This window comes from Luteimonas abyssi, assembly GCF_001482195.1.
Lineage (GTDB): Bacteria > Pseudomonadota > Gammaproteobacteria > Xanthomonadales > Xanthomonadaceae > Luteimonas > Luteimonas abyssi.
In genome coordinates, this window is the sequence record NZ_KQ759763.1 from 2,787,530 (window position 1) to 2,813,227 (window position 25,698).

At 69.8% G+C, this 25,698-nt stretch carries 17 protein-coding genes and 2 pseudogenes; 7 read left to right on the plus strand and 12 right to left on the minus strand.

Annotation, left to right across the window (positions count from 1 at the left end; translation table 11 throughout):
* Positions 1–85 precede the first annotated feature (85 nt).
* Positions 86–1,753, plus strand: a pseudogene (gene ybaL / locus RG19_RS12105) (YbaL family putative K(+) efflux transporter); the annotation flags it as partial.
* A 119-nt stretch (positions 1,754–1,872) separates the two neighbouring features.
* On the opposite strand, the gene RG19_RS12110 reads toward ybaL, so the two are convergent.
* On the minus strand, positions 1,873–2,796 hold the full coding sequence (locus RG19_RS12110) for a TIGR01777 family oxidoreductase (protein WP_058835488.1): 924 nt from the start codon (positions 2,794–2,796) through the stop codon (positions 1,873–1,875).
* Positions 2,797–2,965: 169 nt separating this feature from the next.
* Here RG19_RS12110 and RG19_RS12115 point away from each other — a divergent pair, with 169 nt between their 5' ends.
* Entirely contained in the window at positions 2,966–4,249 is a 1,284-nt protein-coding gene (locus RG19_RS12115) for an MFS transporter (protein WP_157515371.1), read from the plus strand.
* A gap of 184 nt (positions 4,250–4,433) precedes the next feature.
* Here the strand turns inward: RG19_RS12115 and clpB are convergent, their stop codons facing one another.
* The 7 genes from clpB to RG19_RS12150 form a co-directional block, all read right to left on the minus strand.
* Complete coding sequence (clpB, locus tag RG19_RS12120; RefSeq protein ID WP_058835489.1) at positions 4,434–7,019, minus strand: ATP-dependent chaperone ClpB; 2,586 nt, start codon at positions 7,017–7,019, stop codon at positions 4,434–4,436.
* A gap of 172 nt (positions 7,020–7,191) precedes the next feature.
* Positions 7,192–7,647: a thiol-disulfide oxidoreductase DCC family protein gene (locus RG19_RS12125; protein ID WP_058835490.1), complete on the minus strand. Its 456-nt coding sequence runs from the start codon at positions 7,645–7,647 to the stop codon at positions 7,192–7,194.
* 58 nt (positions 7,648–7,705) lie between these two features.
* Entirely contained in the window at positions 7,706–8,242 is a 537-nt protein-coding gene (gene gloA, locus RG19_RS12130) for a lactoylglutathione lyase (RefSeq protein ID WP_058835491.1), read from the minus strand.
* Complete coding sequence (locus tag RG19_RS12135; protein ID WP_082672642.1) at positions 8,239–8,898, minus strand: DUF4166 domain-containing protein; 660 nt, start codon at positions 8,896–8,898, stop codon at positions 8,239–8,241. Before RG19_RS12135 ends, gloA begins: the two co-directional genes overlap by 4 nt.
* A 179-nt stretch (positions 8,899–9,077) precedes the next feature.
* Positions 9,078–10,721, minus strand: a complete 1,644-nt coding sequence (locus RG19_RS12140; RefSeq protein ID WP_058835492.1) for a hypothetical protein — start codon at positions 10,719–10,721, stop codon at positions 9,078–9,080.
* 169 nt (positions 10,722–10,890) lie between these two features.
* Complete coding sequence (locus tag RG19_RS12145) at positions 10,891–13,158, minus strand: TonB-dependent receptor (protein WP_058835493.1); 2,268 nt, start codon at positions 13,156–13,158, stop codon at positions 10,891–10,893.
* A 53-nt stretch (positions 13,159–13,211) separates the two neighbouring features.
* The gene (locus tag RG19_RS12150) at positions 13,212–13,691 is read right to left on the minus strand and encodes a DUF3574 domain-containing protein (RefSeq protein WP_058835494.1); all 480 of its coding nucleotides are present in this window, start codon (positions 13,689–13,691) and stop codon (positions 13,212–13,214) included.
* A gap of 169 nt (positions 13,692–13,860) precedes the next feature.
* Between RG19_RS12150 and RG19_RS12155 the strand changes: the two are divergent.
* From RG19_RS12155 to otsA, 4 genes and pseudogenes are all read left to right on the plus strand, one after another.
* Positions 13,861–16,317: pseudogene (locus RG19_RS12155) on the plus strand (TonB-dependent receptor plug domain-containing protein).
* A 188-nt stretch (positions 16,318–16,505) separates the two neighbouring features.
* Positions 16,506–17,255 carry a trehalose-phosphatase gene (gene otsB, locus RG19_RS12160; RefSeq protein WP_058835495.1) on the plus strand — a complete coding sequence of 250 codons (750 nt, stop codon included), beginning with the start codon at positions 16,506–16,508 and terminating at the stop codon, positions 17,253–17,255.
* Positions 17,252–19,084 carry a glycoside hydrolase family 15 protein gene (locus RG19_RS12165; RefSeq protein ID WP_082672644.1) on the plus strand — a complete coding sequence of 611 codons (1,833 nt, stop codon included), beginning with the start codon at positions 17,252–17,254 and terminating at the stop codon, positions 19,082–19,084. The genes otsB and RG19_RS12165 overlap by 4 nt, the downstream gene beginning before the upstream one ends.
* Entirely contained in the window at positions 19,081–20,460 is a 1,380-nt protein-coding gene (otsA, locus tag RG19_RS12170; RefSeq protein WP_058835496.1) for an alpha,alpha-trehalose-phosphate synthase (UDP-forming), read from the plus strand. Before RG19_RS12165 ends, otsA begins: the two co-directional genes overlap by 4 nt.
* 36 nt (positions 20,461–20,496) lie before the next feature.
* Here otsA and pgeF read toward each other — a convergent pair whose 3' ends face one another.
* Together pgeF and rluD are read right to left on the minus strand one after the other, a co-directional pair.
* Complete coding sequence (pgeF, locus tag RG19_RS12175) at positions 20,497–21,348, minus strand: peptidoglycan editing factor PgeF (RefSeq protein WP_058836589.1); 852 nt, start codon at positions 21,346–21,348, stop codon at positions 20,497–20,499.
* Position 21,349: 1 nt separating this feature from the next.
* The gene (gene rluD / locus RG19_RS12180; RefSeq protein ID WP_082672646.1) at positions 21,350–22,378 is read right to left on the minus strand and encodes a 23S rRNA pseudouridine(1911/1915/1917) synthase RluD; all 1,029 of its coding nucleotides are present in this window, start codon (positions 22,376–22,378) and stop codon (positions 21,350–21,352) included.
* A gap of 100 nt (positions 22,379–22,478) precedes the next feature.
* Here rluD and RG19_RS12185 point away from each other — a divergent pair, with 100 nt between their 5' ends.
* Positions 22,479–23,342 carry an outer membrane protein assembly factor BamD gene (locus RG19_RS12185; protein ID WP_058835497.1) on the plus strand — a complete coding sequence of 288 codons (864 nt, stop codon included), beginning with the start codon at positions 22,479–22,481 and terminating at the stop codon, positions 23,340–23,342.
* Positions 23,343–23,577: 235 nt separating this feature from the next.
* Here the strand turns inward: RG19_RS12185 and RG19_RS12190 are convergent, their stop codons facing one another.
* Together RG19_RS12190 and RG19_RS12195 are read right to left on the minus strand one after the other, a co-directional pair.
* Positions 23,578–24,255 (minus strand): polysaccharide deacetylase family protein, encoded by a 678-nt coding sequence (locus tag RG19_RS12190; protein WP_058835498.1) that lies wholly within the window; start codon positions 24,253–24,255, stop codon positions 23,578–23,580.
* A 37-nt stretch (positions 24,256–24,292) separates the two neighbouring features.
* The gene (locus RG19_RS12195; protein ID WP_058835499.1) at positions 24,293–25,486 is read right to left on the minus strand and encodes a glycosyltransferase family 2 protein; all 1,194 of its coding nucleotides are present in this window, start codon (positions 25,484–25,486) and stop codon (positions 24,293–24,295) included.
* Positions 25,487–25,698: the final 212 nt, after the last annotated feature.

Consider the following 25,698-nt stretch of genomic DNA (forward strand, 5'->3'; position numbering starts at 1 on the left):
CGAGCCATCGCATGCGTTTTCCGCTCGCGCGCCACCGGCGCGCGAGGCATGCCCGACCCCGCCTGCCACGGTTGCCGCTTCTTCCATGCCGCACAACATCTCGCTGATCGCCATCCTCTGCGTGGGCTTCGTGCTCGCCTTCGTGCTGGGCTTGACCGCCCAGCGGCTGCGGATGTCGCCGATCGTGGGGTATCTGCTGGCAGGGGTGATCGCCGGGCCGTTCACGCCGGGCTTCGTCGCCGACCAGGAGCTTGCCCCGCAGATCGCCGAGATCGGCGTGATCCTGCTGATGTTCGGTGTCGGCCTGCATTTCTCGCTGCGCGACCTGATGTCGGTGCGGGCGATCGCGTTGCCCGGCGCGATCGTGCAGATCACCGTCGCCACGCTCATGGGGTGGGGACTGGCGCGGCTGCTGGGCTGGTCGAATGCCGCAGGCCTCGTCTTCGGCCTGTCGCTGTCGGTCGCGAGCACGGTGGTGTTGTTGCGGGCGCTGGAAGAACGACGCCTGATCGACACCAACCGCGGTCGCATCGCGGTCGGCTGGCTGATCGTCGAAGATCTCGCCATGGTGCTCGCACTGGTGCTGCTGCCGCCGCTGGCTGCGGCACTGGAAGGCGCCGCGGCCAGTGGCGACGGCGCGAATCTGGGCACCACCCTGCTGGTGACACTGGGCAAGGTCGGTGCGTTCGTCGCGGTGATGCTGATCGTGGGCCGCCGGGTCATTCCCTGGATCCTCAGCCGGGTGGCCGGCACCGGCTCGCGCGAACTGTTCACCCTGTGCGTGCTCGCGGTGGCGATGGGCGTGGCGTTCGGTGCGTCGGAACTGTTCGGCGTGTCGTTCGCATTGGGCGCATTCTTCGCCGGCATGTTGCTCAACGAAAGCGAGTTCGGTCACAAGGCCGCCAACGATTCGCTGCCGCTGCGCGACGCGTTCGCGGTGCTGTTCTTCGTGTCGGTGGGCATGCTGTTCGACCCGTCGATCCTGCTGCAGCGGCCGGCCGAGGTAATCGCCACCTTCCTGATCATCGTGGTCGGCAAGTCGGCCGCGGCCTGGGGCATCGTGCGCCTGTTCGGCAAGCCGAACTCGACCGCGCTCACGATCTCGGCAAGCCTGGCCCAGATCGGCGAGTTCTCCTTCATTCTGGCCGGGCTCGGCATCGGTCTGGGCGTGCTGCCGGAGGAAGGTCAGGACCTGATCCTCGCCGGTGCGTTGCTGTCGATCGTGTGCAATCCGCTGATCTTCGCCATGCTCGATCGCTGGCAGGCACGCGAGGACGCGCGCGCCGCCGCGGCGGCGCCGAAAGCGGCCCGTGCCGCGCCGATCGAGATCGCCGACCACGCCATCCTGATCGGCTTCGGTCGCGTCGGCAGCCAGCTGGCCGAACTGCTGCGCGACCGCGGCGTCCCGTTGGTGATCGTGGAGGAGGACGGCGAACTGGTCGCCCAGGCGCGCGATGCCGGCTTCCTCGCCGTACGCGGCAACGTGGCTGCCGAAGCGGTGATGCTCGAGGCCCGTCCGGACACCGCGAAGCTGGCGATCTTCGCGATCCCGCGCGCACTCGAGGCCGGCGAGACCATCGCACGGATGCGCGAAGCCAATCCTGCGCTCAGCATCCTCGCACGCGCGCACAGCGACGGCGAAGTGCGGCACCTGCTCGAACGCGGCGCCGACGCCGCGGTGCTGGCCGAACGCGAGCTGGCCTATTCGCTGTCGGAGATGGTCATGGCCACCCCGCCGTTCCGCGCGATGCGCGGCGACAGCACGCCGACGACGCCCCCCGTACCGGCGAACGGCCCCGATCCGACGCCCGGCCCGGGCACCGCGACACCGGCGTGACGCCGCGTGCGGATCGATCGCGCCCTACGGCGCGATCAGGAGGCCGCCCTGACGAAATCCGGACGCAGCAACGCGCCGAGTTCGGGATGGCGGAAGCGATATCCGCACGATGACAGCCGTCCGGGCAGCACGCGCTGGCCATCGAGCAGCAAGGTGGCCATTTCGCCGAATGCCAGACGCAGCATCCGGGCCGGCAGCCGCAGGCGGCCCGGACGGTGCAGCGCGTCCGCCAGGGCCTGCGTGAATTCGATGTTGCTCACCGGCGTGGGCGCGGTCAGGTTCACCGGCCCTGCGACCGCGGTCAGTGATCGACCGGCGTGCTGGTCGACGATCGACAGCACCGCGCCCACCCAGTCTTCGCGCGAGATCCAGCTCAGCGCCTGACGGCCGTCCCCCAGTCGTGCGCCGAGCCCGAGCCGGAACGGCGGCAGCAGCCGCTGCAGCATGCCGGCGCCCGGATCGAGCACGACGCCCGTGCGCAGAAGCACCACCGGCACGCCGAGCGCAACCGCGTCCATCGCGGCGTTCTCCCACTGCGCACACAGCACGTGGACGAATTCGTCATGCGGGGCGCTGCGCTCGTCGAGCGGCGCGGCGTCGAGCGCCTGCCGGCCGTACCAGCCGACGGCGGATCCGCTCAGCATCAGCCTCGGGCGGGTCCGCGCGCTCCGGATCCAGTCGACCAGACGCCGGGTCGGGGTGAGCCGACTGTCGAACAGGACCTGCTTGCGCTTGTCGCCCCAGCGCCGGTCGGCGATGCCGGCACCGGCGAGATTCACCACGACATCGGCCGCGTCGTCGGCCCCCATCGCATCGTAGCTGCGCACCTCGACACCTGCCGGCGCGCGCACGCGGCCGGGCTCTCGGGACAACCAGGTCACGCGCTCGCCCCTTCGCAACAGGGCCTGGCTCAAGGCGCGGCCGAGGAAGCCGCTGCCACCGGAAATCAGGATATGCATGTTTCACCAGCCTCGCAGGCGGTCGCCGCGTCCATTCGCTGCCACCGCTCGCGCGCATTCCACCAGCCTCCGGATGAAGCGCGCGTCAGTTGCCGCGCACGCAGCGTCCGGCAGCGACCGACATGACGCATGCATGCGTTCTCGGTACGCTCGAACCATGCCATCGTTCCTGCGCCCGATCCTGTCTCTGCTGTTCGGCGTGGCCCTGCTGCTGCTCGGCGCCGGGCTGCTGAACACGCTGGTGCCGGTACGCGCGAGCGAGGTCGGATTCGGCGACGGCTTGATCGGCGGCTTGAGCTCCGCCTACTTCGCCGGCTTCTTCATCGGCACGTTCATCGCGCCCACGCTCGTGCGCCGGATCGGCCACATCCGCGCGTTCGCGTTCTACAGCGTCTGCTGCACCTGTACCGCCCTGTTGCACACGCTCGCCGATGCCGCAGCGCTGTGGCTGCTGGCCCGCCTGTTGCTGGGCGCGGCCCTGGTCGGGATGTACACGGTCATCGAGAGCTGGCTCAACGCCCAGGCCGAACCGCGGCATCGCGGCAAGGTGTTCGCCACGTACATGGTGGTGAATCTGGGCGCGCTGGCCCTGTCCCAGCAGTTGCTCCGGATCGACGCCCAGGCGTTCGTCGCGTTCGTGCTGGTGGCGCTGCTGATCAGCGCGGCCAGCCTGCCGGTCCTGCTCACCCGCCAGGCCCTGCCCCAGTTCCCACCGGCGCCGCGTCTTCACCTGCGCCGCCTGTTCCAGACCACGCCCACCGCCGGCGCGGGCGCCCTGTTGTCGGGCCTGGCGATGGGCGCGTTCTGGGGCCTGATGCCGGTCTATCTGGTGCGCGCGCAGCTCGACGCGGCCGCCGTGGGCACGGTGATGAGCATGACCATCCTCGGCGGCGCGGCCCTGCAGTGGCCGGTGGGCTATCTGTCCGACCGTTTCGACCGCCGCCTCGTGCTCACCTTGGTCTGCCTGACCGCCACCGTCGCCGCACTGCTGGTACCGCTGGCGGTCCGGCACGGCGCCGCGCTGATGGTGGTCGCGTTCGTGTTCGGCGGAATGGCGTTCGCGATCTACCCGATCGTGGTCGCGCATCTGGTCGACCACCTGCCACCGGAAGACCTGCTCGCGGCCAGCAGCAGCGCGCTGCTGCTCACCGGGCTGGGCTCGGCCCTGGGTCCGCTGGTGGCGGGCGCCCTGATGGCCGGCCTCGGACCGAACATGCTGTTCGCCTGGTTCGCATTGATGCTCGGCGGCATCGCGGTGTTCGCCGCCCATCGCTACCGGGCCTTCCGCCGGCGGCGAGGCACGGGGGGCAACTTCCTGCCGATGCTGCGCACCAGTCACGCCTCCCTCGATCTCCTCGCGGAGCCGGCGGGCGCCCCGCGCGCGCCGGACGATGGCGCCGACACCGGCCGCGACGCAACGGATCAGCCGTCGCCCCCGTCATCCCGACCGTGAGCCGCGGGCGACGGTCTCGCCCGCAGGGTTGGCCTGCGATCGGGGTGACGGCGACGACGCATCGCGATCGCCGACCGCGAAAGCGTCACGAACCGGTGACCGCTCCGCGTACCGTCCTCCGACCCGATCCAGGCGGACTGGATCCGCGCGTCCGGTAGCTCGCGGCCGGCAGGGCCGGCTGCGTTCAGCCCTTGCCGAACACCAGCGCACCGCCGTCGGCATCGACCCGGATCGTGTCGCCACCGACGAATTCGCCGGACAGGATCTTCTGCGCCAGCGGGTTCTCCAGTTGCTGCTGGATCGCGCGCTTGAGCGGCCGTGCGCCGTAGACCGGGTCGAAACCGACATTGCCCAGCAAGTCGAACGCCCGTTCGGCGATGTCCAGATGCAGGCCGCGCTCGAGCAGGCGTTGTTCCAGACCGCGCAGCTGGATCCTGGCGATCTCGCGGATCTGCGCCTTCTGCAGCGGGTGGAACACCACGATGTCGTCGAGCCGATTGATGAACTCCGGCCGGAAATGCGCCTGCACAACGCCCATCACGGCGGCCTTCATCTGGGTGTAGGCCTCCGCCGAGTCGTCCCCGCCCAGTTCCTGGATCATCTGCGAACCCAGGTTGGACGTCATGACGATGACGGTGTTGCGGAAGTCCACCGTGCGGCCCTGGCCGTCGGTGAGGCGGCCGTCGTCGAGCACCTGCAGCAGGATGTTGAACACGTCCGGGTGCGCTTTCTCGACCTCGTCGAGCAGGATCACGCTGTAGGGGCGCCTGCGCACCGCCTCGGTGAGGTAGCCGCCCTCCTCGTAACCGACGTAACCCGGGGGCGCACCGACCAGCCGCGACACCGCATGCTTCTCCATGAATTCGCTCATGTCGATGCGCACCATCGCATCGGCCGAGTCGAACAGGAACTCCGCCAGCGCCTTGCTGAGCTCGGTCTTGCCCACGCCCGTGGGCCCCAGGAACAGGAACGAGCCGCTGGGCCGGGCCGGATCGCTCAGGCCGGCGCGCGAACGGCGCACGGCATCCGACACGACCTTGATCGCCTCGTCCTGGCCGACCACGCGCCCGTGCAGCGCGTCCTCCATCTTGAGCAGTTTCTCGCGCTCGCCCTCGAGCATCTTGCTGACCGGGATGCCGGTCCAGCGCGCGACCACCTCGGCGATTTCCTCGTCGGTGACCTTGTCCTGCAGCAGGGTGAAGCCGGTCGTCTCGGCTTCCTGCGCGGCGGCCAATTGCTTTTCCAGCGCCGGCAGTGTGCCGTACTGGATCTCGCTCATCTTCGTGTAGTCCTGCGCGCGCTGCGCGGACTCGAGCTGCAGTTTGGCGGCCTCGATCTGCTCCTTGATCCGGGTCGCGCCCTGTACGGTCGCCTTCTCGGCCTTCCAGACCTCTTCGAGATCGTTGTACTCGCGTTCGAGCGTGGCGATTTCGGACTCCAGGTCGGCCAGGCGCTGCTTCGACGCGTCGTCCTTTTCCTTCTTCAGCGCCTCGCGCTGGATCTTGAGCTGGATGAGGCGGCGCTCGCGACGATCCAACGCCTCGGGTTTGGAGTCGATCTCCATGCGGATGCGGCTGGCCGCCTCGTCCATCAGATCGATGGCCTTGTCGGGCAACTGGCGATCCGCGATGTAGCGGTGCGACAGCGTCGCCGCGGCCACCACCGCGGGATCGGTGATCTCCACCCCGTGATGCACGGCGTACTTCTCCTTCAACCCGCGCAGGATGGCGATGGTGTCCTCCACGCTGGGCTCGCCCACGAACACCTTCTGGAAGCGACGCTCCAACGCGGCGTCCTTCTCCACGTACTTGCGGTACTCGTCGAGCGTGGTCGCGCCGATGCAGTGCAGTTCGCCGCGTGCGAGGGCCGGTTTCAGCATGTTGCCGGCGTCCATCGCGCCCTCGGCCTTGCCCGCACCGACCATGGTGTGCAGTTCGTCGATGAACAGGATGATTTGGCCTTCGTTCTTCGACAGGTCGTTGAGTACCGCCTTCAGCCGCTCCTCGAACTCGCCGCGGAACTTGGCGCCGGCGATCAGCGCGCCCATGTCCAGCGACAGCACGCGCTTGTCGCGCAGCCCCTCCGGGACCTCGCCGTTGACGATGCGCTGGGCGAGGCCCTCCACGATCGCGGTCTTGCCCACGCCGGGCTCGCCGATCAGCACCGGGTTGTTCTTGGTCCGGCGTTGCAGGACCTGGATGGTCCGGCGGATCTCCTCGTCGCGGCCGATCACCGGGTCGAGCTTGCCGCTCTCGGCGCGTGCGGTCAGGTCGACGGTGTACTTCTCCAGCGCCTGCCGCGCCTCTTCGGCGTTCTCGTCGGCGACCTTCTCGCCACCGCGCATGGCCTCGATGGCCGTTTCCAGCCGACGCTTGTCCGCACCGGCGGCCTTCAGCGCCCGGCCGGCGTCGCCGTCGTCGTCCAGGGCGGCCAGCAGGAACAGTTCGGAGGCGATGTAGGCATCGCCCTTCTGCTGGGCGAGCTTGTCGGTGACGTTGAGCAGGCGCGACAGACCGTTGCCGACCGACACGTTGCCGGCCTGCCCCGACACCTTGGGCAGGCGCTCCAGCGCCTCGCCCAGGCGCTCGCGCAGTACCGGCACATTGACGCCGGCCTGGGTCAGCAGCGGCCGGGTGCCGCCGCCGGCCTGGTCGAGCAGCGCCACCAGCAGGTGGACCGGTTCGATCAGATTATGGTCGCGCCCGACCGCCAGCGACTGCGCATCGGCGATCGCCTGCTGGAAGCGCGAGGTGAGCTTGTCCATCCGCATCGGAGAGTCCTCGAAAAAGGCGGGGCCGGCCGGGCCGGCACATACCTTTCACATGCGGTTGCGGGCGGGGGTTTCAAGCCCGCGGCCGATGTACGGTCGGCCGCGGGTCGCCGTGATGATGATCCGCAGTCGCCAGCAGCGCGTCCGTGCGGGGCGGCGGCACGACATCGCCTCAGTCGACCAGGAACCGGTGCCGTTCGGCGGGCGCCGGCAGGCGACACGCCTGTCGCCGCCCGAACCAGCGGTAGCGCCGGCGCGCGAACGCCCGGTAGACGCGGTCGCGCCAGCCGCGCGGCATCGCGCGTGCCAGCGCGACCAGACGCCAGACGCCCCCGAGCCCGGTGAGCACCCGGATGATCGCCTCGCTGTCGAGGTGTGGGCCGTCGTGGTCGAGCAGCAGCAAGGACACCGGCGCCTCCGGATCGAGCCCATGCGCCAGCGCCAGCCGGCGGCCCGCCGGTGCCTGCATCGCGGCGAATCGGTAACGGGCGTCGCGGTCGCGGGCGATCAGCGCGTCCACCCAGCCGTTGCACAGCACGCAAGTACCGTCGAAGACGAGCGTGGCGTGGTCGGCGCCGAGGTCCGCCCCCGACGCAGGCTCGTTGCCGGCGCGAGGATCGGCTGCCATCAGCGGAACGCCGCCGCGCGGGCGTGAGCACGCCAAGCGCGAGCGGCGGACACCATCGTCAGTCCAGCGGCGTGGGCTGGATGATCTCGACCCAGTAGCCGTCGGGATCCTTGATGAAGGCGAGTGAACGCATCCGACCGTCGGTCAGGCGCTTCTGGAAGTCCACTCCCAGCGTTTCGAAGCGTGCGCACGCGACCACGACATCGGGCACGCTGACGCAGAGGTGGCCGAAGCCACGCGGGTCGCTGTTGCCGTCGTGGTAGACCGGGCCGTCCTGATCCTCGGTGCCGTGGTTGTGGGTGAGTTCGAGGACCCCACGCTGGCGGGCGAGCCATTGCTTGCGGCCGGCATCGTCGTCGGGGATGTCGCTGTCGTCGTCGACCAACACCAGGAAGAACAGGCTGAACTTCGCCTCGGCGAAATCGACCTTGCGCACCAGGGTGAAGCCGAGCACGCGGGTGTAGAAGTCCAGCGAAGCCCGCGCATCCTTGACCCGCAGCATGGTGTGGTTGAAGACGAAATCGCGGGTGGCGGCGTCGCGCTCGCTGGCGACACCGGGCACCTGCGCCAGTGCGTCGCGGGTGGAAGCGGTCATGTGGCACTCCGGAAAAAGGGGCCGCCCATTATCGACGACGGCCGCGAAGACCGGGTCGGCGTCGCGCCCGGCGCAGAGGCCGCGGCATCGGGATCGTCCATGTCGGCCGCGAGGGGAGCGATGTCCGCTTCCGGCCGCAACCAGCCGCTGTACCGCACCACGGATCCGGCGAGCGGCATGCGCGCCTCGACCTGAAACCGGTAGATCCCTTCGATCTCGCGTTCCTCGCAACGCACCCGGCGGAACAGCGCGACGGGCATCGGCAACACGCCAAACAGGCGTGCACCGACGACGTTCCAGTAGATGGTCCCGTCGTGCGTGTGCAGGAGGAAATGAAGCTGCACGCCGCCGAGCCGCTCGCGCAGTTGTCCATCGTGATGCCAGAGCCGCGACTGCATCGGCCTGCCGCCGAAGTCGCGCCGCCACACCTCGCCGTTCGGCCCGCAGTCGATCTCGACCGTCGCCGGGGCGTCGTCCATCGCCTTCGGCAGACCGGCCACGCGGCCGCACAGGCGCGACAGCAGGCCACGCCCGCGGGTCAGGCTGACCCGCCCCACATAGCGCGTGTGGCCACCGGCACTGTGCATCGCGCGCAGCGAATCCGGCAGCCGGAAGAACGCCGCGCCGAGCAGGGTCTGATAGAGGGTCGGTGTCATCGGAACATGCGTGGGCGCCGGGCGTGCAGGATAGCGCCAAGCAGGCGCGTCCGGCGCCGGCGCACGGTCGCCATCGCTGCACGCCTGGCGTAGCGGCGTGCGCGCAACGGCGTGCGTGTGCTGATGGCGGCGGCCCTCCCACCGATTCCACGGGGCGGGCCGCCGGAAAGCGCCGCCGGTCAGTCTGCGCCGGATCGCTCGCCCGGGTCCGGCGCCGATGTCGCGCGGTACCGCCAGGCCAACCCGGTCGCCCACAGGGCCAGGAACGCATAGGCGCCGGCGAACTGGAGGGCGATCGCGCCACGCAGCCCCTCGAGCGTCCACGGCACGACCAGTGCGCCGGTGGGATGGACCGAATGGATGACACCGAACAGTGTCGCCACCGCCGCGATCGCCAGGGTGCCCGCCGCCAGCCCGTGGCGCCGGTCGACCAACGCCACCAGCGCGGTGGCCCACAGCATCGCGGTGATGATGAAGCCGTTGCCGAGCACCAGCAGCGCGGCCATCTCCGGCAGGCCATGGCCGGCGTCGATCTGCGCGTACAGTGCGGCCAGCCGCTCCGGGTCGACCCAGGCCGGGTTGCCGAGCTTGATCGCCAGCAGATAGGCAATGGCGGGCAGAAACGCCAGCGCCACCGCCATCGCGTGTTCGCGCCGGGTGCTCTGGAAGGCCTGCACGGCGATGTCGAGGCCGACGAACACGATGATCGGCGCCAGCACCGCCACCGGCAGCCACTGCACCAGGCCGGCCACGAGTCCGAGCATGCCGCCCAGGCCGACGAACAGCCCGGTCAGGAGGGTGTAACCGGTGCGCGCTCCCATGTGCTTGTAGGCGGGCTGGCCGATGTAGGGCGTGGTCTGCGCCACACCGCCGCACACACCGGCCACCAGCGTGGACACCGCCTCGACCAGCAGCACGTCGCGGGTGCGGTAATCGTCGCCCGCCGCACGCGCGCTCTCGCTGACGTTGATGCCGCCGACCACCATCAGCAGCCCGAACGGCAGCAGCAGCGACAGGTACGGCAGCGTCGCCGGCATGCCCTCGACGAAGCCGAGGCTCGGCCACGGCAATGCGGGCGCGGGCCAGGCGGCGTCCGGCACTGCGAACCCGGGCGCCCAGCCGGCGAGCCCGAACGCGTAGTAGAGCAGCAGCCCGACCAACAGGGCGAACGGCACGCCCGGCATGCCGAACGGCGCCCGTCCCCGTGCGGCCAGCACGTACAGCAACAAGCCGAGCGTCGCGAGACCGGCGACCGGGAAGCGCAGCGTCTCGATCAACGGAAGGAACCCGAGCAACATCAGCGCGGCACCGCCGATCGAGCCCAGCAGCGCCGCGCGCGGCACGACGCGGGTGATCCAGTCACCGGCGAACGACAACACCAGCTTGAGCACACCCATGACCACCAACGCAGCCATGCCGAGCTGCCAGGTGGCGATGCCCGCGGCCTCGGGATCCAGCCCCTGCTGCCGCAGTCCGGCGTACGCCGGACCGAGCACCAGCAGCGCCATGCCGATGCTGGTCGGCGCGTCCAGCCCGAGCGGCATCGCGGTGACGTCGTCACGTCCGGTACGTGCCGCCAGCCGTCGCCCCATCCAGGTATAGAGCAGGTTGCCGATCAGCACGCCCAGCGCAGTGCCGGGAAACATGCGCCCGAACACGATATCGGCCGGCATGCCGAAGATCCCGATGAGCGCGGCGGCGATGAAGCCGAGGATCGACAGGTTGTCGACGACCAGACCGAAGAAGCCGTTGAGATCGCCCGCGACGAACCAGCGCGGGGACATGCGGCGAGGAGAGGTCTGCGTGGAGGCGGGTCGGGACATGGGCGCTCTAAGGGGTGACGGCGATCAGGGGAGCGCGCCGGGCTGGGCGCAGGCCCTCATCGCCCTTCGGGCACCTTCTCCCGCGAGCGGGAGAAGGAACAGGCCGGGTCATGTCGGGGCAACTTCGCCCGCGTGCGGGAGACAGGCGTCGGACATGGCACGTCCGGGTTCAGAACCGAGCGGTGAACTCCACGCCCCACGTGCGCGGCTCGTTGATGAAGCCGGTGAGGTTGTTGAAGTCGATACCGCCGACGATCCGGGTGGTGTCGGTGATGTTGCGCCCGAACGCAGCCAGGTCGTAGTCGCCGTTGTTCCAGGCATAGCCGACACGCACGCCGCCTTCGAGCAGCGAACGTCCACGGAATTCCTCGGACTCGTACAGGAAGAAGTTGACCTCGCCGCGGTAGGCCCAGTCGGTGTAGACATAGACCTCGCCGCCGGCGGTGCCGACCGGGATGCCGTAGCGCGCGGTCAGGTTGTGGATCAGCTTCGGCGCCTGCGGAAGCGGATTGCCGTCGATCAGGGCCTGCGTCTGGCCGATGCCGATCAGGACCGGATCAGTGACGGTGCAGCCGCTGCCGCACACGGCCACGCCCAGATCGCTGTCGCGGATCTCGGTGTCGTTCCAGCTGCTGCCCCAGGTGACCAGCAGGTTGTCCGTCAGCCAGGCCTGCAGATCGAGCTCGATGCCCTGGCCCAGCGTCTTGTCGGCGTTGAGCAGGATCGCCTGGTTGGTCGCGCCACCGACCGCGATCAGCTGCTGTCCGTCGACGTCGTAGCGGAACAGGTTGAGACCGGCGCGGGCGCGGCCATCCCAGAAGTCGGTCTTGAAGCCGACCTCGTAGGAGATCACTTCCTCGGAATCGGCCGTGGAGACGCCACCGAAGGCGAGCCGGCCCTGGATCGACGGCGCGCGGAACCCCTTGGCGACGCGCGCATAGAGATTGGTGTCGTCGTTGACGGCGTAGACCGCGCTGGCGTCCCAGCTGATGTCGTCGACATCGGTATCGACCAGGAACGGACCGCCGACCGGGGTACCGCCCGGCACCGCCTGCAGCACGCTGGCGCTGAAGTCCTTGCGATCCTGGGTGTAACGCAGGCCACCGCGCAGGGTCAGCCGCTCGGTGACGTCGTACTGGCCCGAAGCGAACACGGCCCAGGCGGTGTTGCGCTGCTCCTGCACCGCGTGCCCGCTCTGCGGATTGCCCGGCGCGAGCGTGTCGTAGTTGAGGCTGTCGATGGTCAGGTCCTCGCGGAACCAGAACGCACCGGCCTGCCAGTTGAACGGTCCGGCGAGGTTCGACTCCAGGCGGATCTCCTGCGACAGCTGCTCGTGGTCGGAAATGCCGTCGGCCGACTCGGCGGGAAACGGAATGAAGCCCGGGCCGGAATCCGGCAGGAACGCGGCGCCGTAGCCACCGTCGATGTCGCCGCGATTGAGCGATTCCAGCGTTTCGTAGCCGGTGATCGAGTACAGGCTGTACTGGCCGAAATCCCAGCGCAGGCGCGCACTGCCTCCCCAGGTTTCGAGATCGGAGAAGTTCACTCCGTCGTTGGACACCACGTTGCGGTCGAAGCCGGGCACGAAGCGGTTGCTCCCCGGCTCGATGATGTTGGCGCGGAACAGGCGCGCGGTGCCGTTGAGTTCGCGACGATGTAGGTTGAACAGACCTTCGAAGCCGTCGCCCTCGTACAGGAACTGCACCCGGCCGGCGGTCTCGTCGTAGCCTTCGAAACCACGGTTGGGCGCGTCTTCCTGGGTATTGCGGACCCAGTCGTCGCGGCGCTGGTACAGCACCGAGGCGCGGGCCGACCAGCGCTCGCTGAGGGCACCGCCCACCGCGCCCTCCAGGTTCCACATGTCGTGGCTGCCGTAGGCCACCCGGCCGTAGCCGTCGAATTCCTGGCTCGGCCGCACCGAGTCGAACTTCACCACGCCGGCCGGGGTGTTGCGGCCGAACAGCGTGCCCTGCGGACCGCGCAGCACTTCCACCGCGGCGATGTCGAACACCGGGAAGCCCTTCAGCAACGGGTTCTCCAGCACCACGTCGTCGTAGATCAGCGACACCGGCTGCGAGGCGTTGAGATCGAAGTCCGTATTGCCCAGGCCACGGATGTAGAAACGCGGGAACGCGCGGCCGTAGGAGGATTCGATGTTGAGGCTCGGCACCCGCCCGGACAGGACGCGGATGTCGCCGCCGCCGCTGCCGAGCACGCCGAGCGTTTCGGCATCCAGGGTGGTGATGGAGATCGGCACGTCCTGGATGTTCTCCACCCGGCGCTGCGCGGTGACCTGGACCGCATCGAGCGTGGTCGCCGACGGCCTGCCCGCCTCCTCGCCGACAGGCGTCTGGGCGGTCGCCACGACTGGCAGGGCCAGGACGAGGGCGAGAGCGAGCGGCCGCAGTCGCGGCATGGGGCGGGGGGAACGGGGCATCGCGGGGCTCCTGGCGGGCGGGCGCTGGGGAAGGGTGAAGGGGAACGGCATCGTCAGAAGGATACGTCCGCGCGCAGCCGGGATCGCAGCACCGAACGGTGACCCGTTTCGCGCTTCCAGGCCAGGCGGATGGCCTCGATGGCCTCGTGGCGCTCGGGGGTGTCGGGATGCTGGATCACCAGCTCCTTGGAGCGCAGCCGCGTCGGCACGCTCGCGCCCGGCGGCAGCCATTGTCCGTAGGCGTCGATCACGCTCAGGCCCTCGGGGAAACGTGGCGTGACTTCACGGTCCAGGAAGTCGAGCCAGCGTTGCTCGGCGGCCTCGGCGGCGGCCGGGGCCGCGTCCCACTCGCCCGCGGCGAAGTAGAGCTCGGTGCGGACCCAGTCCAGCGCCTGCGCCGGGCGGGCCGCATCGCCGTGGTAGGCGGCCGTGACGGCCTCCGGGCGGGATACGGCGTCGCGCGCGGGCGTGGCGGCGCACGCCGCCAGCGCCAGCACAGGCAGGAGAACGAGAACAGGACGGAACGTCGACACGCGGACTCCGGACCGGACAACGGGAATGCATCGTAGTCAGCACGATGCCCGAATTTGTTGCAGTGCCGCAACACTGTATCGCTTCATCCCGATGGACGCACGTCCGCACGCCGGGCCCTAATGGCACGCGCTCCGTGCACCGCCATCATTCGTCCCGAGGCCTCTCCGCATGCCCCCGTCCGTTCCCGGCGCCTCCACCGCTTCCAGGCTCACGTGGTCCTTCGCGACACTCTTTGCCTTGGCGGCGACCCACGATGCGCGCGCCGACGACCGGGACGCCGGCACCACCTCGCTGGATGCGGTGATCGTGACCGGCACACGCGCACGCGACCGCACCGTGCTCGAGTCCACCTCGCCCATCGATGTGCTCGACCAGGAGGACCTGCGCAGGGCCGGCGCCGTCAACGGTGAGCTCGGCAGCGCACTGCAGGCGTTGCTGCCGTCGTTCAATATGCCCCGCCAGTCGAACTCCGGAGGCGCCGACCACGTCCGGGCCGCCCAGTTGCGCGGCCTGGCGCCCGACCAGGTGCTGGTCCTGGTCAACGGCAAGCGCCGTCACGTGTCGTCGCTGGTGAGCACCGGCGCGAAGATCGGACGCGGCAGCACGCCGGTGGACTTCAATGCGATTCCGATCTCGGCCATCCGCCGCATCGAGGTGCTGCGCGACGGCGCCGGTGCGCAGTACGGTGCCGATGCCGTCGCCGGCGTCATCAACGTGATCCTCGACGACGCTCCCGAGGGCGGCAGCCTGGATGCCAGCTACGGCGCCCACCACACCCGGCTCGACCCGATCGACCGCCGCTTGACCGACGGCCAGAGCGCGTTCGTGGCCGGCACCGTCGGCACGGGCTTCGGCGAGGATGGCTTCCTGCGCGTGGGCCTGGAGTACAAGCATCTCAGCCCCACCAACCGTGCCGGCTTCGACGAGATCCCGCCATGGGACCAGACCCCGGACAACCTCGCGCTCTAGGGCCGACGCAACTACCACCAGGGCAACGGCGAGGCCGAGGACCTCAACGGCTGGTTCAACACCGAGGTGGCCATCGGCCGGGCCGCCACCCTCTACGGCTTCGGCACCTGGCACCAGCGCGAAAGCGAGGGCGCGAACTACTTCCGCTATCCCGATGGCGAGGCCAACTGGCGCGAGGTGTATCCGGACGGGTTCCGCCCGGTGTCGATCGGCGAGAACCGCGACGTCGCGGTGGTGGCCGGTGTGCGCGGCCAGGCCGGCGCCTGGGACTACGACGCCAGCCTCAACCACGGCCGCAACGACTTCACCTTCCGCCTGCGCGATTCTCTCAACGCCTCGCTCGGCCCCGGCAGCCCCACCCGCTTCAGGACCGGGGACTACGCCTTCCGGCAAACCCTCGCCAACCTCGACCTCAGCCGCGGCTTCGAACGCGGCACTGCGTTCCACACCGCCGGAACCGGTCTGGAACTGCGTCGGGAGGATTACGAAACCGGTGCGGGCGACCCGGCCAGCTACGCCGCCGGCCCCTTCACGGACCGCCCCACCGGCTCGCAGGCCGGCGGCGGGCTGACGCCGCAGGACGAGGCCGACCTCGACCGCGATGTCGCCAGCGTCTACGTCAGCCTGTCGAGCGCCTTCGGCGAGCGGCTGACCACCGACGCGGCGCTGCGCTACGAGGACTACAGCGACTTCGGCGGCGAGGCCACCGGCAAGCTCGCCGCCCGCTACGAATTCGCGCCGGCGTTCGCGCTGCGCGGCGCGGTGTCGCGCAATTTTCGCGCACCGGCGCTGGCACAGTCGGGATACGAATCCACCGGCACCGGCTACGATGCCGCGGGCCGCCTGATCCAGAGCCGGCTGCTGTCGGTGAACAACCCGATCGCGCGCGCGCTCGGGGCCACCGATCTCGGACCCGAGCAGTCGACCAACGCCAGCTTCGGCTTCACCAGCCGCATCGGCGAACACTTCGACGTGTCGCTGGACCTGTTCCAGATCGAGATCGACGATCGCGTCGCATTGTCCGAGGCGATCACCGGTGGTGCGCTCACCGACTTCATCGATCGCGAGTTCGGCGTGCCCGGGGTGGAGAGTGTGAGCTTCTTCGTCAACGCCGCCGATACCCGCACCCGCGGCGCGGAACTGGTCGCGAACTGGCGCCGGCCGTTGGCCGGCGGGGACCTGCTGCTCAACGGCGCGTGGAGCTACGCCAAGACCGACCTGAGACGGATCGTCGAGACACCGGCCGAACTGGCCGCACTGGATCCGGACTACGTGCTGTTCGGGGTGGAGGAACGCAACACGCTCACCGATGCCGCGCCGCGCACGCGCGGCGTGCTGTCCGGCGCATGGCGCACCGATCGCCTGAACCTGCTGGCCCGCGCCACCCGCCACGGCAGCACGCGACGGGTGTTCGACTTCGGCGGCGGCTTCGAGCCGGAACAGACTTACGGCGCGAAGTGGCAGCTCGACCTGGAAGCGGAACTGCGTCTCGGCGACCGCTGGGCATTGGCGGTCGGCGGCCTGAACGTCGCCGACGCCTATGCCGACCGCTCCAACGAGGACATCCACTACTTCGGCAACCTGCCCTACGACGTGTTGTCAGGCGTCGGCAGCGGCGGCGCGTACTACTACTCGCGGGTCCGCTACCGCTTCTGAGCGGGCGCGTCGTCGTCCGGCGCACGGACCGCACACCGCAGAGAAGACGCACGCTCCGCGGCGACACGGTGCGGATCCGCACTCCGCGCGCGCCGAGATCGACATCGGGATCGCGGGCGATACGCTGCACTCGACGCGCGGCACCGCGCGTCGAGCAGTCATCACGCACGCTGCGGCAGAATGACCTCATGGCAGCCGAGTCCCCCACCCGACCGCCGCCGCCCGCAGTCGACGAGGCCTGGGCCTTGTTTCTCGACGTGGACGGCACTCTTCTGGAATTCGCCGCCGATCCCGCATCGGTCCAGGTGAGCGATGCGCTGCGCACCACGCTGGAGCGTCTGCACCGCCGGCTCGACGGGGCGCTCGCACTCGTGAGCGGGCGACCGCTCTCGGTACTGGACGGACTCTTCGCGCCATTGCGCCTGCCCTCGGCGGGTCTGCACGGCCTGGAACGCCGCAATGGCGCACGCCGGGCTCCGCCACCGCATGTCCCCCCGGCCCTGGCCCGCATCCGCGCCGAGGCGGAACGCCTCGTCGAGCGCCTGCCGGGCACCCTGGTCGAGGACAAGGGAGTCGGCATCGGCCTGCACTGGCGTCGCGCGCCGCGGCACGGTCCGGCGATGCGTACGTTCGCGGAGCGCGTGCTGCCAAGGCTGCCGGGCTACCGCCTGCAACACGGCGACCATGTCGTCGAACTGCGCCCCGGAGGCGCCGACAAGGGCGACGCGATCGCGGCGATGTTGCAGGAGCCGCCGTTCCAGGGGCGCACCCCCGTGTTCGTCGGCGACGATCTCACCGACGAACACGGCTTCGCCATCGTCAACGCCCGTCACGGCCACAGCATCCTGGTGGGCGCACGCGACAACAGTGCCGCGCACTTCGCGCTGCCGGATGTCGCCGCCGTCCACACCTGGCTCGAGGAGACCCCGTCCGCATGACCCCTGCACCAGACACCGAACTCGCCGCCGGCACTTCGCTCCCACCCGATACCGCCGCCACCCTCGACCTGGGCGTGATCGGCAACGGCAGCTTCGGCGCCTTGCTCGATGCGCGCGCGCGCGTGGTCTGGAGTTGCCTGCCGGCCTTCGACGGCGACCCCGCGTTCTGCGCGCTGCTGTCGCCGCGCGACCACGACGCCGGCGATTTCGCCATCGAGCTCGAGGACTTCGATCACAGCGAGCAGGCTTACCTCAACAACACCGCCGTGCTGCGCACGGTGCTGCACGATCGCCACGGCGGGGCGGTCGAGATCGTCGATTTCGCCCCCCGCTGGCGCGCCCACGGCCGTCTCTACCGGCCGGTCTCCATCATGCGTCGGGTCACGCCACTGGCCGGCAACCCCCGGATCCGCGTGCGCCTGCGACCGCTCACCCACTGGGGCGAGCATCGCGCCGAAACCACCTGGGGCAGCAATCACGTCCGCTATCTGCTGCCCGATTTCACCCTGCGCCTGACCACCGACGTCCCGGTGCGCTACGTCCGCGAGGAAACGACGTTCGTACTCTCGCATCCGGTGCATCTGCTGCTCGGCGCCGACGAGAGCCTGACCCGGTCGCTGCCCGGCTTCATGGACGAAGCGCTGGACCGCACCACCGAGTACTGGCGCGAATGGGTCCGCTACCTGTCGATTCCGCTGGAATGGCAGGCAGCGGTGATCCGCAGCGCGATCACGCTCAAACTGTGCCAGTACGAGGACAGCGGCGCGATCATCGCGGCGATGACCACCTCCATCCCCGAGGCGCCCCATACGCCGCGCAACTGGGACTACCGCTACTGCTGGCTGCGCGATGCCGCCTTCGTGGTGCGCGCGCTCAACCGGCTCGGCGCCACCCGCAGCATGGAGGAGTTCCTGCGCTACATCTTCAACATCGCCACCCACGATGGCAGCTTGCAGCCGCTGTACGGCATCGACTTCGCCGAGCGACTGGAGGAACACGAGGTCGAAGCGCTGCAGGGCTACCGCGGCATGGGGCCCGTCCGGCGCGGCAACCTCGCCTGGATCCAGAAGCAGCACGACGTCTACGGCAGCGTGGTGTTGACCTCGACCCAGCTGTTCTTCGACCAGCGCCTGGCCGACCCGGGCAACCGCGACGATTTCGCCCGCCTGGAACCGCTGGGCGAGCAGGCCTACGCCATGCACGACGTACCCGATGCCGGGCTGTGGGAGTTCCGCGGACGCACCGAAGTCCACACCTACACCGCGGCGATGTGCTGGGCGGCCTGCGACCGCCTGTCCAAGATCGCCGCCCACCTGGGTCTCGACGAGCGCACCGCATACTGGCGCGAGCGCGCCGACACCATCCATGCTCGGGTGACCGGCGAAGCCTGGAACGAGGGCCTGGGCCATTTCACCGACACCCTGGGCGGACACCGCCTCGACGCTTCGTTGCTGCTGCTGGCCGACATCGGCTTCATTGCGCCCACCGACCCGCGTTTCGTCGCCACCGTCGAGGCGATCGGCCGCGACCTCAAGCGCGGCGACGGCCTGTTCCGCTACATCGCGCCCGACGATTTCGGCGCGCCGGAAACCAGCTTCACGATCTGCACGTTCTGGTACATCGACGCCTTGGCCGCGATCGGCCGCAAGGACGAAGCCCGCGCCATGTTCGAACGCATCCTGGCACGCCGCAATCCACTGGGTCTGCTGTCGGAAGACCTGTCGTTCGAAGACGGCGAGGCCTGGGGCAACTTCCCCCAGACCTACTCGCACGTCGGGCTGATCGTGGCGGCGATGCGCCTGTCCCGCTCCTGGGAGGAGGCGTCATGAGCCGACTGGTGGTGGTGTCCAACCGGGTCGCGATTCCCGGCGAGAACCGGGCCGGCGGCCTCGCCGTCGCCCTGAACGCCGCGCTCAAGGAGCAGGGCGGCATGTGGTTCGGCTGGAGCGGGCGCACCGTGCGCGGCGACAGCGGGGACACCCACGAAACCGTGGACGGCGACATCCGCTACCTGACCATGGACCTCAACCGCGCCGACCTCGACGCCTACTACAACGGGTTCGCCAACCGGACGTTGTGGCCGCTGCTGCACTTCCGGCTCGACCTGGTCGACTACGACCGCAGCACCCGGGAGGGCTACGCCAAGGTCAACGCACTGTTCGCCGAGAAGCTGGCACCGCAGTTGCGCGACACCGACATCCTGTGGATTCACGACTACCACCTGATCCCGCTGGGCGCCTTGCTGCGCGAGCGCGGCGTCGGCTGCCGGATGGGATTCTTCCTGCATGTGCCGATGCCCTCTTCGGACCTGTTGGCGGCGATGCCCAACCACAACCGCCTGTTGTCGTCGTTGTACGCCTACGACCTGGTCGGCATGCAGACCCGGCGCGACGTGGAACGTTTCCAGGATTATGTGCGCCTGTTCGGCGGCGGCAAGATTCTGGCCGACGGCCAGATGGAGGCGCCCGGCGGCCGCAAGTTCCGCGCCGGCGCGTATCCGATCAGCATCGATACCGAGACCATCGCGCGTCAGGCCGAGGCCGCCGTGAACAAGCCCGCGGTGCGGGATCTGCAGGCCAGTCTGGACCGACGCGGGCTGGCGATCGGCGTCGACCGGCTCGATTACTCGAAAGGCATGCCGGAGCGCTTCCGTGGCTACGAGCGCTATCTGGAGAAGCACCCCGATCAGCGCGGTCAGCTCACCTATCTGCAGATCGCGCCGGTCTCGCGCGGCGATGTCACCGAGTATCAGGCCCTGCGGCAGGAGCTCGAGCAGATTGCCGGTCACATCAACGGTGCGTGGTCGGAACCGGATTGGACGCCGCTGCGCTACGTCAATCGCAACTTCGCCCACAGCACGCTCACCGGCTTCTACCGCGCCGCCCAGGTCGGGCTGGTGACGCCGCTGCGCGACGGCATGAATCTGGTCGCCAAGGAATACGTGGCGGCGCAGGACCCCAAGGATCCCGGCGCCCTGGTGCTGTCGCTGCTGGCCGGTGCGGCCTACGAACTGAAGGAGGCGCTGCTGGTCAATCCGCACGATCTCGACGGCGTGGCCGATGCGATCGCGATCGCCTCGACGATGCCGCGGGAAAAGCGCATCGAGCGCTGGCAGGCCATGATGGCGTACCTGCGCGAAAACGACATCCATGCCTGGCGGCGCAACTTCCTGCACGACCTGCAGAACATCCCCGCGACCGGCTGAGCCCGGAGGTGAGCCCGGAGGCCGCCACCGTCGCCCTCAATCGAGCGCCTTCCGCCAGACGAGGGTCGCCAGGCGACCGGTCCGTCCGTCGCGACGGTAAGAGTAGAACCGCCCGGGATCCGAGATCGTGCACAGGCCGCCGCCGTGGATCGCGCCGGGGCGCAGGCCTGCGGCGACCAGCCGCCGCCGCGCGAGCGCGTACAGGTCCACCCGCCAATGCCCGGGACGCGTGCCCGTGAAGGCGGATGCCGCGCCGGGGTCGATCCCGACGAACGCATCGCGCACCTCGGCGCCGATTTCGTAGGCGTCGGGACCGGCGGCCGGGCCCAACCAGGCCTGCAGCCTGTCTGGCGGGGTGTCCATCGCCGCCACCGTTGCCTCCAGCACGCCCGCGGCGAGCCCGCGCCACCCGGCATGCGCGGCACCGATGTCGCTGCCGTCGCGCGCGGCCAGGACCACCGGCAGGCAGTCCGCGGTCAGGATGGCGAGCACCACCCCGGCTGCGCCGGTGACCGCGGCATCCGCCTCGGGCGCTTCGGCCGCGGCAGCGGGCGGCGGGCCTGCGCCCGCGACGGGATCCGGATCGTCCGACGACGTGGCGCCGCCGGGCACCCGATCGCCCTCGCCGAACCGCCGGACCTCGACCCCGTGCACCTGCCGCAGCCAGCATGGCGACGACGGCAGACCGGCCTGCTCGGCCAGCAGCGCGCGGTTGTGCGCGACCGCAGCGACGTCGTCGCCGGATCGGTCACCGAGATTGAAGCGGTCGAACGGTGCCCGCGAGACGCCCGCCCCGTGACGCAGCGTCGAGAACGCGACCACGCCGGGAGGCGCCGGCCAGTCGGCCGGCAACGCGAAGGCCGCCCCCTGACGGCCGGTCGGCCGCATCTCAGCGGTGCCCGGCCACGTCGGCATGAGCGCGCGCATCCTCGCGCAACAGCCGCATTAGGGACTGCATGTCGGCCGGCACCGGCGCGCTGGTGCGCACCGGCTCGCCGGTGCGCGGATGCACGAACTCCAGGGTCTCGGCATGCAGCGCCTGACGCCGGAACGCGCGCAGCGCGGCGACCAGCGCCTCGGACGCGGCCTTGGGCAGCTTGAGCGAGCCGCCGTACAACGGGTCGCCGATGATCGGATGCCGCAGGTGCTGCATGTGGACGCGGATCTGATGGGTGCGCCCGGTTTCCAGCCGGCACTCCAGCGCGGTGTGCGCACGGAAACGTTCGCGCAGGCGGTAATGGGTCACCGCCTCGCGCCCGTCCTCGCGAACGGCCATGCGCAGGCGGTCGCGCGGATGGCGGTCGATCGCCGCGTCCACGGTGCCGCCGCTGACCAGCGGGCCGAGCACGATCGCCAGATACTGGCGGTGCACCTCGCGCGCCGACAGTTGCTCCACCAGCGCGGCGTGCGCCTGCACCGTGCGTGCGACCACCATGACGCCCGAGGTGTCCTTGTCCAGCCGGTGCACGATGCCGGCGCGCGGCAACAGCGCCAGCGCCGGATCGCGGAACAGCAGGCCGTTGACCAGGGTACCGGTGCGATTGCCCGCGCCGGGGTGGACCACCATGCCGGCGGGCTTGTCGAGCACCAGCACGTCGGCGTCCTCGTAGAGCACGTCGAGCGGAATGTCCTCGGGGGCGTCGTGGGTCTGCTCGTCGAGCACCACGTCGAGCGTCACGGTCTCGCCGCCTACCACCGGGTCGCGGGGGCGCACGTGGCGCCCGTCCAGCAAGGCGTCGCCCGACTTGATCCATTCAGCCAGGCGCGAACGGGAGAATTCCGGGAACACCTCCGCCAGCACCTGGTCGAACCGGCGCCCGGCCAGGGCGTCCGGCACCTCCACGCTGCGCGGCTCGAACTCGTCGTCGGGGGTGTCCTGGGCGGGGGCCGGTGGGGCGTCGGGGCGGGACTGGGTCATCGGGAAGGGTCACAGGGGGGAAAGGTTCAGGCGGTACAGGCCGGGCGGCCGGCGCGGACTGCTATTATCGGCCCTTCGTGCCGTTCACGCCCAACGCCCCATGACCCGAGCCCGTTCCGCTTTCCGTATCGCAGTGATCCTGTCGCTGCTCGCCGTGTTCCTCGCCAGCGGCTGCTCGCGCTCGCGCGGCGACCGGGACGACGCCAACGAGGGCGTTCCGGCCAACGAACTGTACGACCGCGGTCACCAGTCGATGCGCTACGGCAACTGGAACGCGGCCGCGACCACGTTCCGCCGTCTGGTCGCGCAGTACCCGTACGGCCCCTACACCGAGCAGGCGTTGGTGGAGACGGCCTACGCCCAGTACAAGATGGGCAACAACGAGGAGGCGATCTCCAGCATCGACCGCTTCCTGCGCACCTACCCGACCCACAGCAACACCGCCTACATGTATTACCTGCGCGGCTTGGTCAACGGCAACCGCGACACGGTGTTCCTGCAGCGCGTGTGGCGCCTGGATGCCAGCCGCCGCGACTTGGCGACGCCCAACCAGGCGTACGCGGATTTCGCCATCGTGGTCGAGCGGTACCCCGACAGCCGCTACGCCGCCGACGCGCGCCAGCGCATGGCGTCGCTGACCAACATGTTCGCCCGTCACGAGGTGGACTCCGCGCTCTACTACCTGCGCCGCGGCGCATTGGTGGCCGCCGTGAACCGGGCGACCTACGCGCTGGAGACCTATCCGCAGAACGAGTACCAGAACGACGCGGTCGCGGTGCTGGCCGAAGCCTATCCCCGCCTCGGCAACGAGACCCTCGCCGCCGATGCCCGGCGCGTGCTGGAACTGAACGAGCCCGACCATCCGTGGCTGCGCAGCAACTGGCCGAACGACCGCTGGAGCCGCGGCCTGCGGACGATCAACCCGTTTGCCGGCGAGCGCTCGCCGCTGGAAGACCGGGACTGAGTCGCGGCGGCACGCGATGCGACCACGAAAAACCGGCCTCGAGGCCGGTTTTTTCGTATGGAGCTCGGGCCCCGCCGCGCCGGGTGCGCGCTCGTCGCTACGACACGCCGATGAGAGCACGCCGATGAGAGCACGCTGACGACGGCACGGCGATGTCGCGCGCCCGGCAGCAGCCCCACCCGAGCGTTGAAGTCCCGCGGGACCGGACCCGCTGCGCACGCCGCATTGCCCGGCCCTAGCGGCGGTTCGCCCGCTCACGCAGGCGAAGCAGATCGCCGACCCCGACGAATTCGAAGCCGGCTCGCCTCAACCGCGGCACCAGGCCGCGCACGATCTCAAGGATGCCGTGGCGGACGACGTGGCCGTCGTCGCCATCGTGGAGCAACACGATGGCGCCGGGGTGGGCCTGCGCGACGACCGTATCGATCACGCGCCGGACATGGTCCGGCGCGTCCGGCTCGGACCAGTCGCCGGGATCGATCGACCAGCCCACCACGGTATGGCCGGCAGCGCCCAGACGGCGGACCTGCCCGGGCGAAATCTCGCCATAGGGCGGGCGGTACAGACGCACCGGCCGGCCCGCCAGGCGCTCGAGCTGGACCGTGGCCGGCACGACATCGCCATGCCAGAACGCTTCCAGCGACTGCGTGGTGGCGTCGACATGCGAGAACGAATGGTTGCCGAGGTCGTGCCCGTCGCGGACGATCTCGGCGATCACCTCCGCGCGGCGCGCGACCGCGGTCCCGACGCAGAAGAACGACGCCTTGACCCGCACGTCGCGCAGCAGGGCCAGCAACGCCGGGGTCGCGGCGCCGGGGCCGTCGTCGAACGTCAACGCGATGCGTGGCGCGTCGGCAGGCCCGACACCGAGATAGGTATCCGGAAAGTCCGCGAGAAACGCGTGGTAATCCAAATGCTTCCGCCAGGTCGAGTGTCGAGCACGCGCCCCGCTAGCGCGTGAGCCAGGTTTTCCGCTGCCCCGTCAGCTCATCCATTAATCCGATGAGATTGGCCGGCAACAACAGGACGTCGATGCAGGTGTTGTAGACCGAGACCAGGGCGAGGTCGACCAGATCGAGCCGCAGTTGGTTCCGTGCCCGCATGCACGAGATGCAGTTCAGCGCCGCCATCAGCGCCCAGTTCGCCGCGGCCATGCCGAGCAGCCACGGGCTCCGGTAGACCAGGCCGCCGACGATCAGCAGCAGCAGCGTCGGCACCAGCGCGGACTGCGCCCACAGCAGCCACCACGGCAACATCTTGACCGTCCGCGTACGGGAGATCGCCCAGGCGACCTTGAACGATTCCAGCCGCCCGCGCGCCCAGCGCCGCCGCTGCTTGAACAGGCCGCGCAGCGTGGTGGGACAGACCGTATAGGCCACCGCATCGGGCGCGTAACCGATCGTGTAGCCGTGCGCGAGCGCGCGCCATGTCCAGGCGATGTCCTCGACCAGCCACTCGCCCCAGCCACCCAGCGTCCGGATCGCATCGGTACGGTGCAGGGAAAACGCCCCGGCCACGACGTTGACCGCGCCGATCTTCCCCTGCACGTAGCGGATCGCGGCCAACGCGCCGATGTGTTCGTAGAACTGCAAACGATGCAGCCACGAGACGTGCCTGCCGGCGGGCACGATGAGCCCGCACGCCGCCGCGTGCGAGGGCGACGCATACAGCGCCTCCACCGCCTTGCGCAGCGCGCCCGGCAGGATCACGGTGTCGCTGTCGATCACCGTCACCACATCCGAATGCAGCGACAGCTTCGGCAGGGCTGCGTCCAGCGCCAGTCCCTTGGCGCCGGTGTTGCGCTCCAGCGTGTGCAATACGTAATGCTTGACGCGCGCCTGCGCCAGCCATCCGGAGACCGCATCGGGCGTCGCGTTGGTCGAGCCGTCGTCGATCAGCAGGACTTCGATGCGGCCGGGGTAGTCGGCGTTCTCGATCGCGTCGAGCGTCATCAGAAAGGACGCGATCGGCTCGTTGTAGAACGGCACCAGGATCGAAACGAACGGATAGGACGCGAGCGCATGCTCGGGCGGTCGTCGGCGCAGGCCGTTGAACAGCAGCCAGCACCCGAAGGCCAGCAAGCAGAACAGCAGAACGAAGGTCGAACAGCAGAGCAGGATGAGCAGGAGGGTCTGACCGATCATCGCGTGGACCGTGCCTGGATGCGCGTCGCCTCGCCCGCGCAGCGGGCCAGGCACGCGCCTTCGCCCTCAGCGGCAGACCACGCCCGTCGCCGCCCCGGTGTCGGCGGGACGTGGAGCGAACGGACGCCCTTCGAATCGACGCGCATCGGACACGACACTGTTGGCAGGCAGGGGCGCACGCTATCCGACAACGCCCGCCAACAATGCGACGC

What these genes read in the sequence shown, in the direction of transcription:
- RG19_RS12110 (WP_058835488.1), bottom strand. Translation starts at nt 2,796, where the DNA reads ATGCATATCCTGATTTCCGGTGGCAGCGGCTTCCTCGGCCGCGCCTTG.
- clpB (WP_058835489.1), bottom strand. Translation starts at nt 7,019, where the DNA reads ATGCGGATGGACAAGCTCACCTCGCGCTTCCAGCAGGCGATCGCCGAT.
- RG19_RS12125 (WP_058835490.1), bottom strand. Translation starts at nt 7,647, where the DNA reads ATGGCAGCCGATCCTCGCGCCGGCAACGAGCCTGCGTCGGGGGCGGAC.
- gloA (WP_058835491.1), bottom strand. Translation starts at nt 8,242, where the DNA reads ATGACCGCTTCCACCCGCGACGCACTGGCGCAGGTGCCCGGTGTCGCC.
- RG19_RS12135 (WP_082672642.1), bottom strand. Translation starts at nt 8,898, where the DNA reads ATGACACCGACCCTCTATCAGACCCTGCTCGGCGCGGCGTTCTTCCGG.
- RG19_RS12140 (WP_058835492.1), bottom strand. Translation starts at nt 10,721, where the DNA reads ATGTCCCGACCCGCCTCCACGCAGACCTCTCCTCGCCGCATGTCCCCG.
- RG19_RS12145 (WP_058835493.1), bottom strand. Translation starts at nt 13,158, where the DNA reads ATGCCCCGTTCCCCCCGCCCCATGCCGCGACTGCGGCCGCTCGCTCTC.
- otsB (WP_058835495.1), top strand. Translation starts at nt 16,506, where the DNA reads ATGGCAGCCGAGTCCCCCACCCGACCGCCGCCGCCCGCAGTCGACGAG.
- RG19_RS12165 (WP_082672644.1), top strand. Translation starts at nt 17,252, where the DNA reads ATGACCCCTGCACCAGACACCGAACTCGCCGCCGGCACTTCGCTCCCA.
- otsA (WP_058835496.1), top strand. Translation starts at nt 19,081, where the DNA reads ATGAGCCGACTGGTGGTGGTGTCCAACCGGGTCGCGATTCCCGGCGAG.
- pgeF (WP_058836589.1), bottom strand. Translation starts at nt 21,348, where the DNA reads ATGCGGCCGACCGGCCGTCAGGGGGCGGCCTTCGCGTTGCCGGCCGAC.
- rluD (WP_082672646.1), bottom strand. Translation starts at nt 22,378, where the DNA reads ATGACCCAGTCCCGCCCCGACGCCCCACCGGCCCCCGCCCAGGACACC.
- RG19_RS12185 (WP_058835497.1), top strand. Translation starts at nt 22,479, where the DNA reads ATGACCCGAGCCCGTTCCGCTTTCCGTATCGCAGTGATCCTGTCGCTG.
- RG19_RS12195 (WP_058835499.1), bottom strand. Translation starts at nt 25,486, where the DNA reads ATGATCGGTCAGACCCTCCTGCTCATCCTGCTCTGCTGTTCGACCTTC.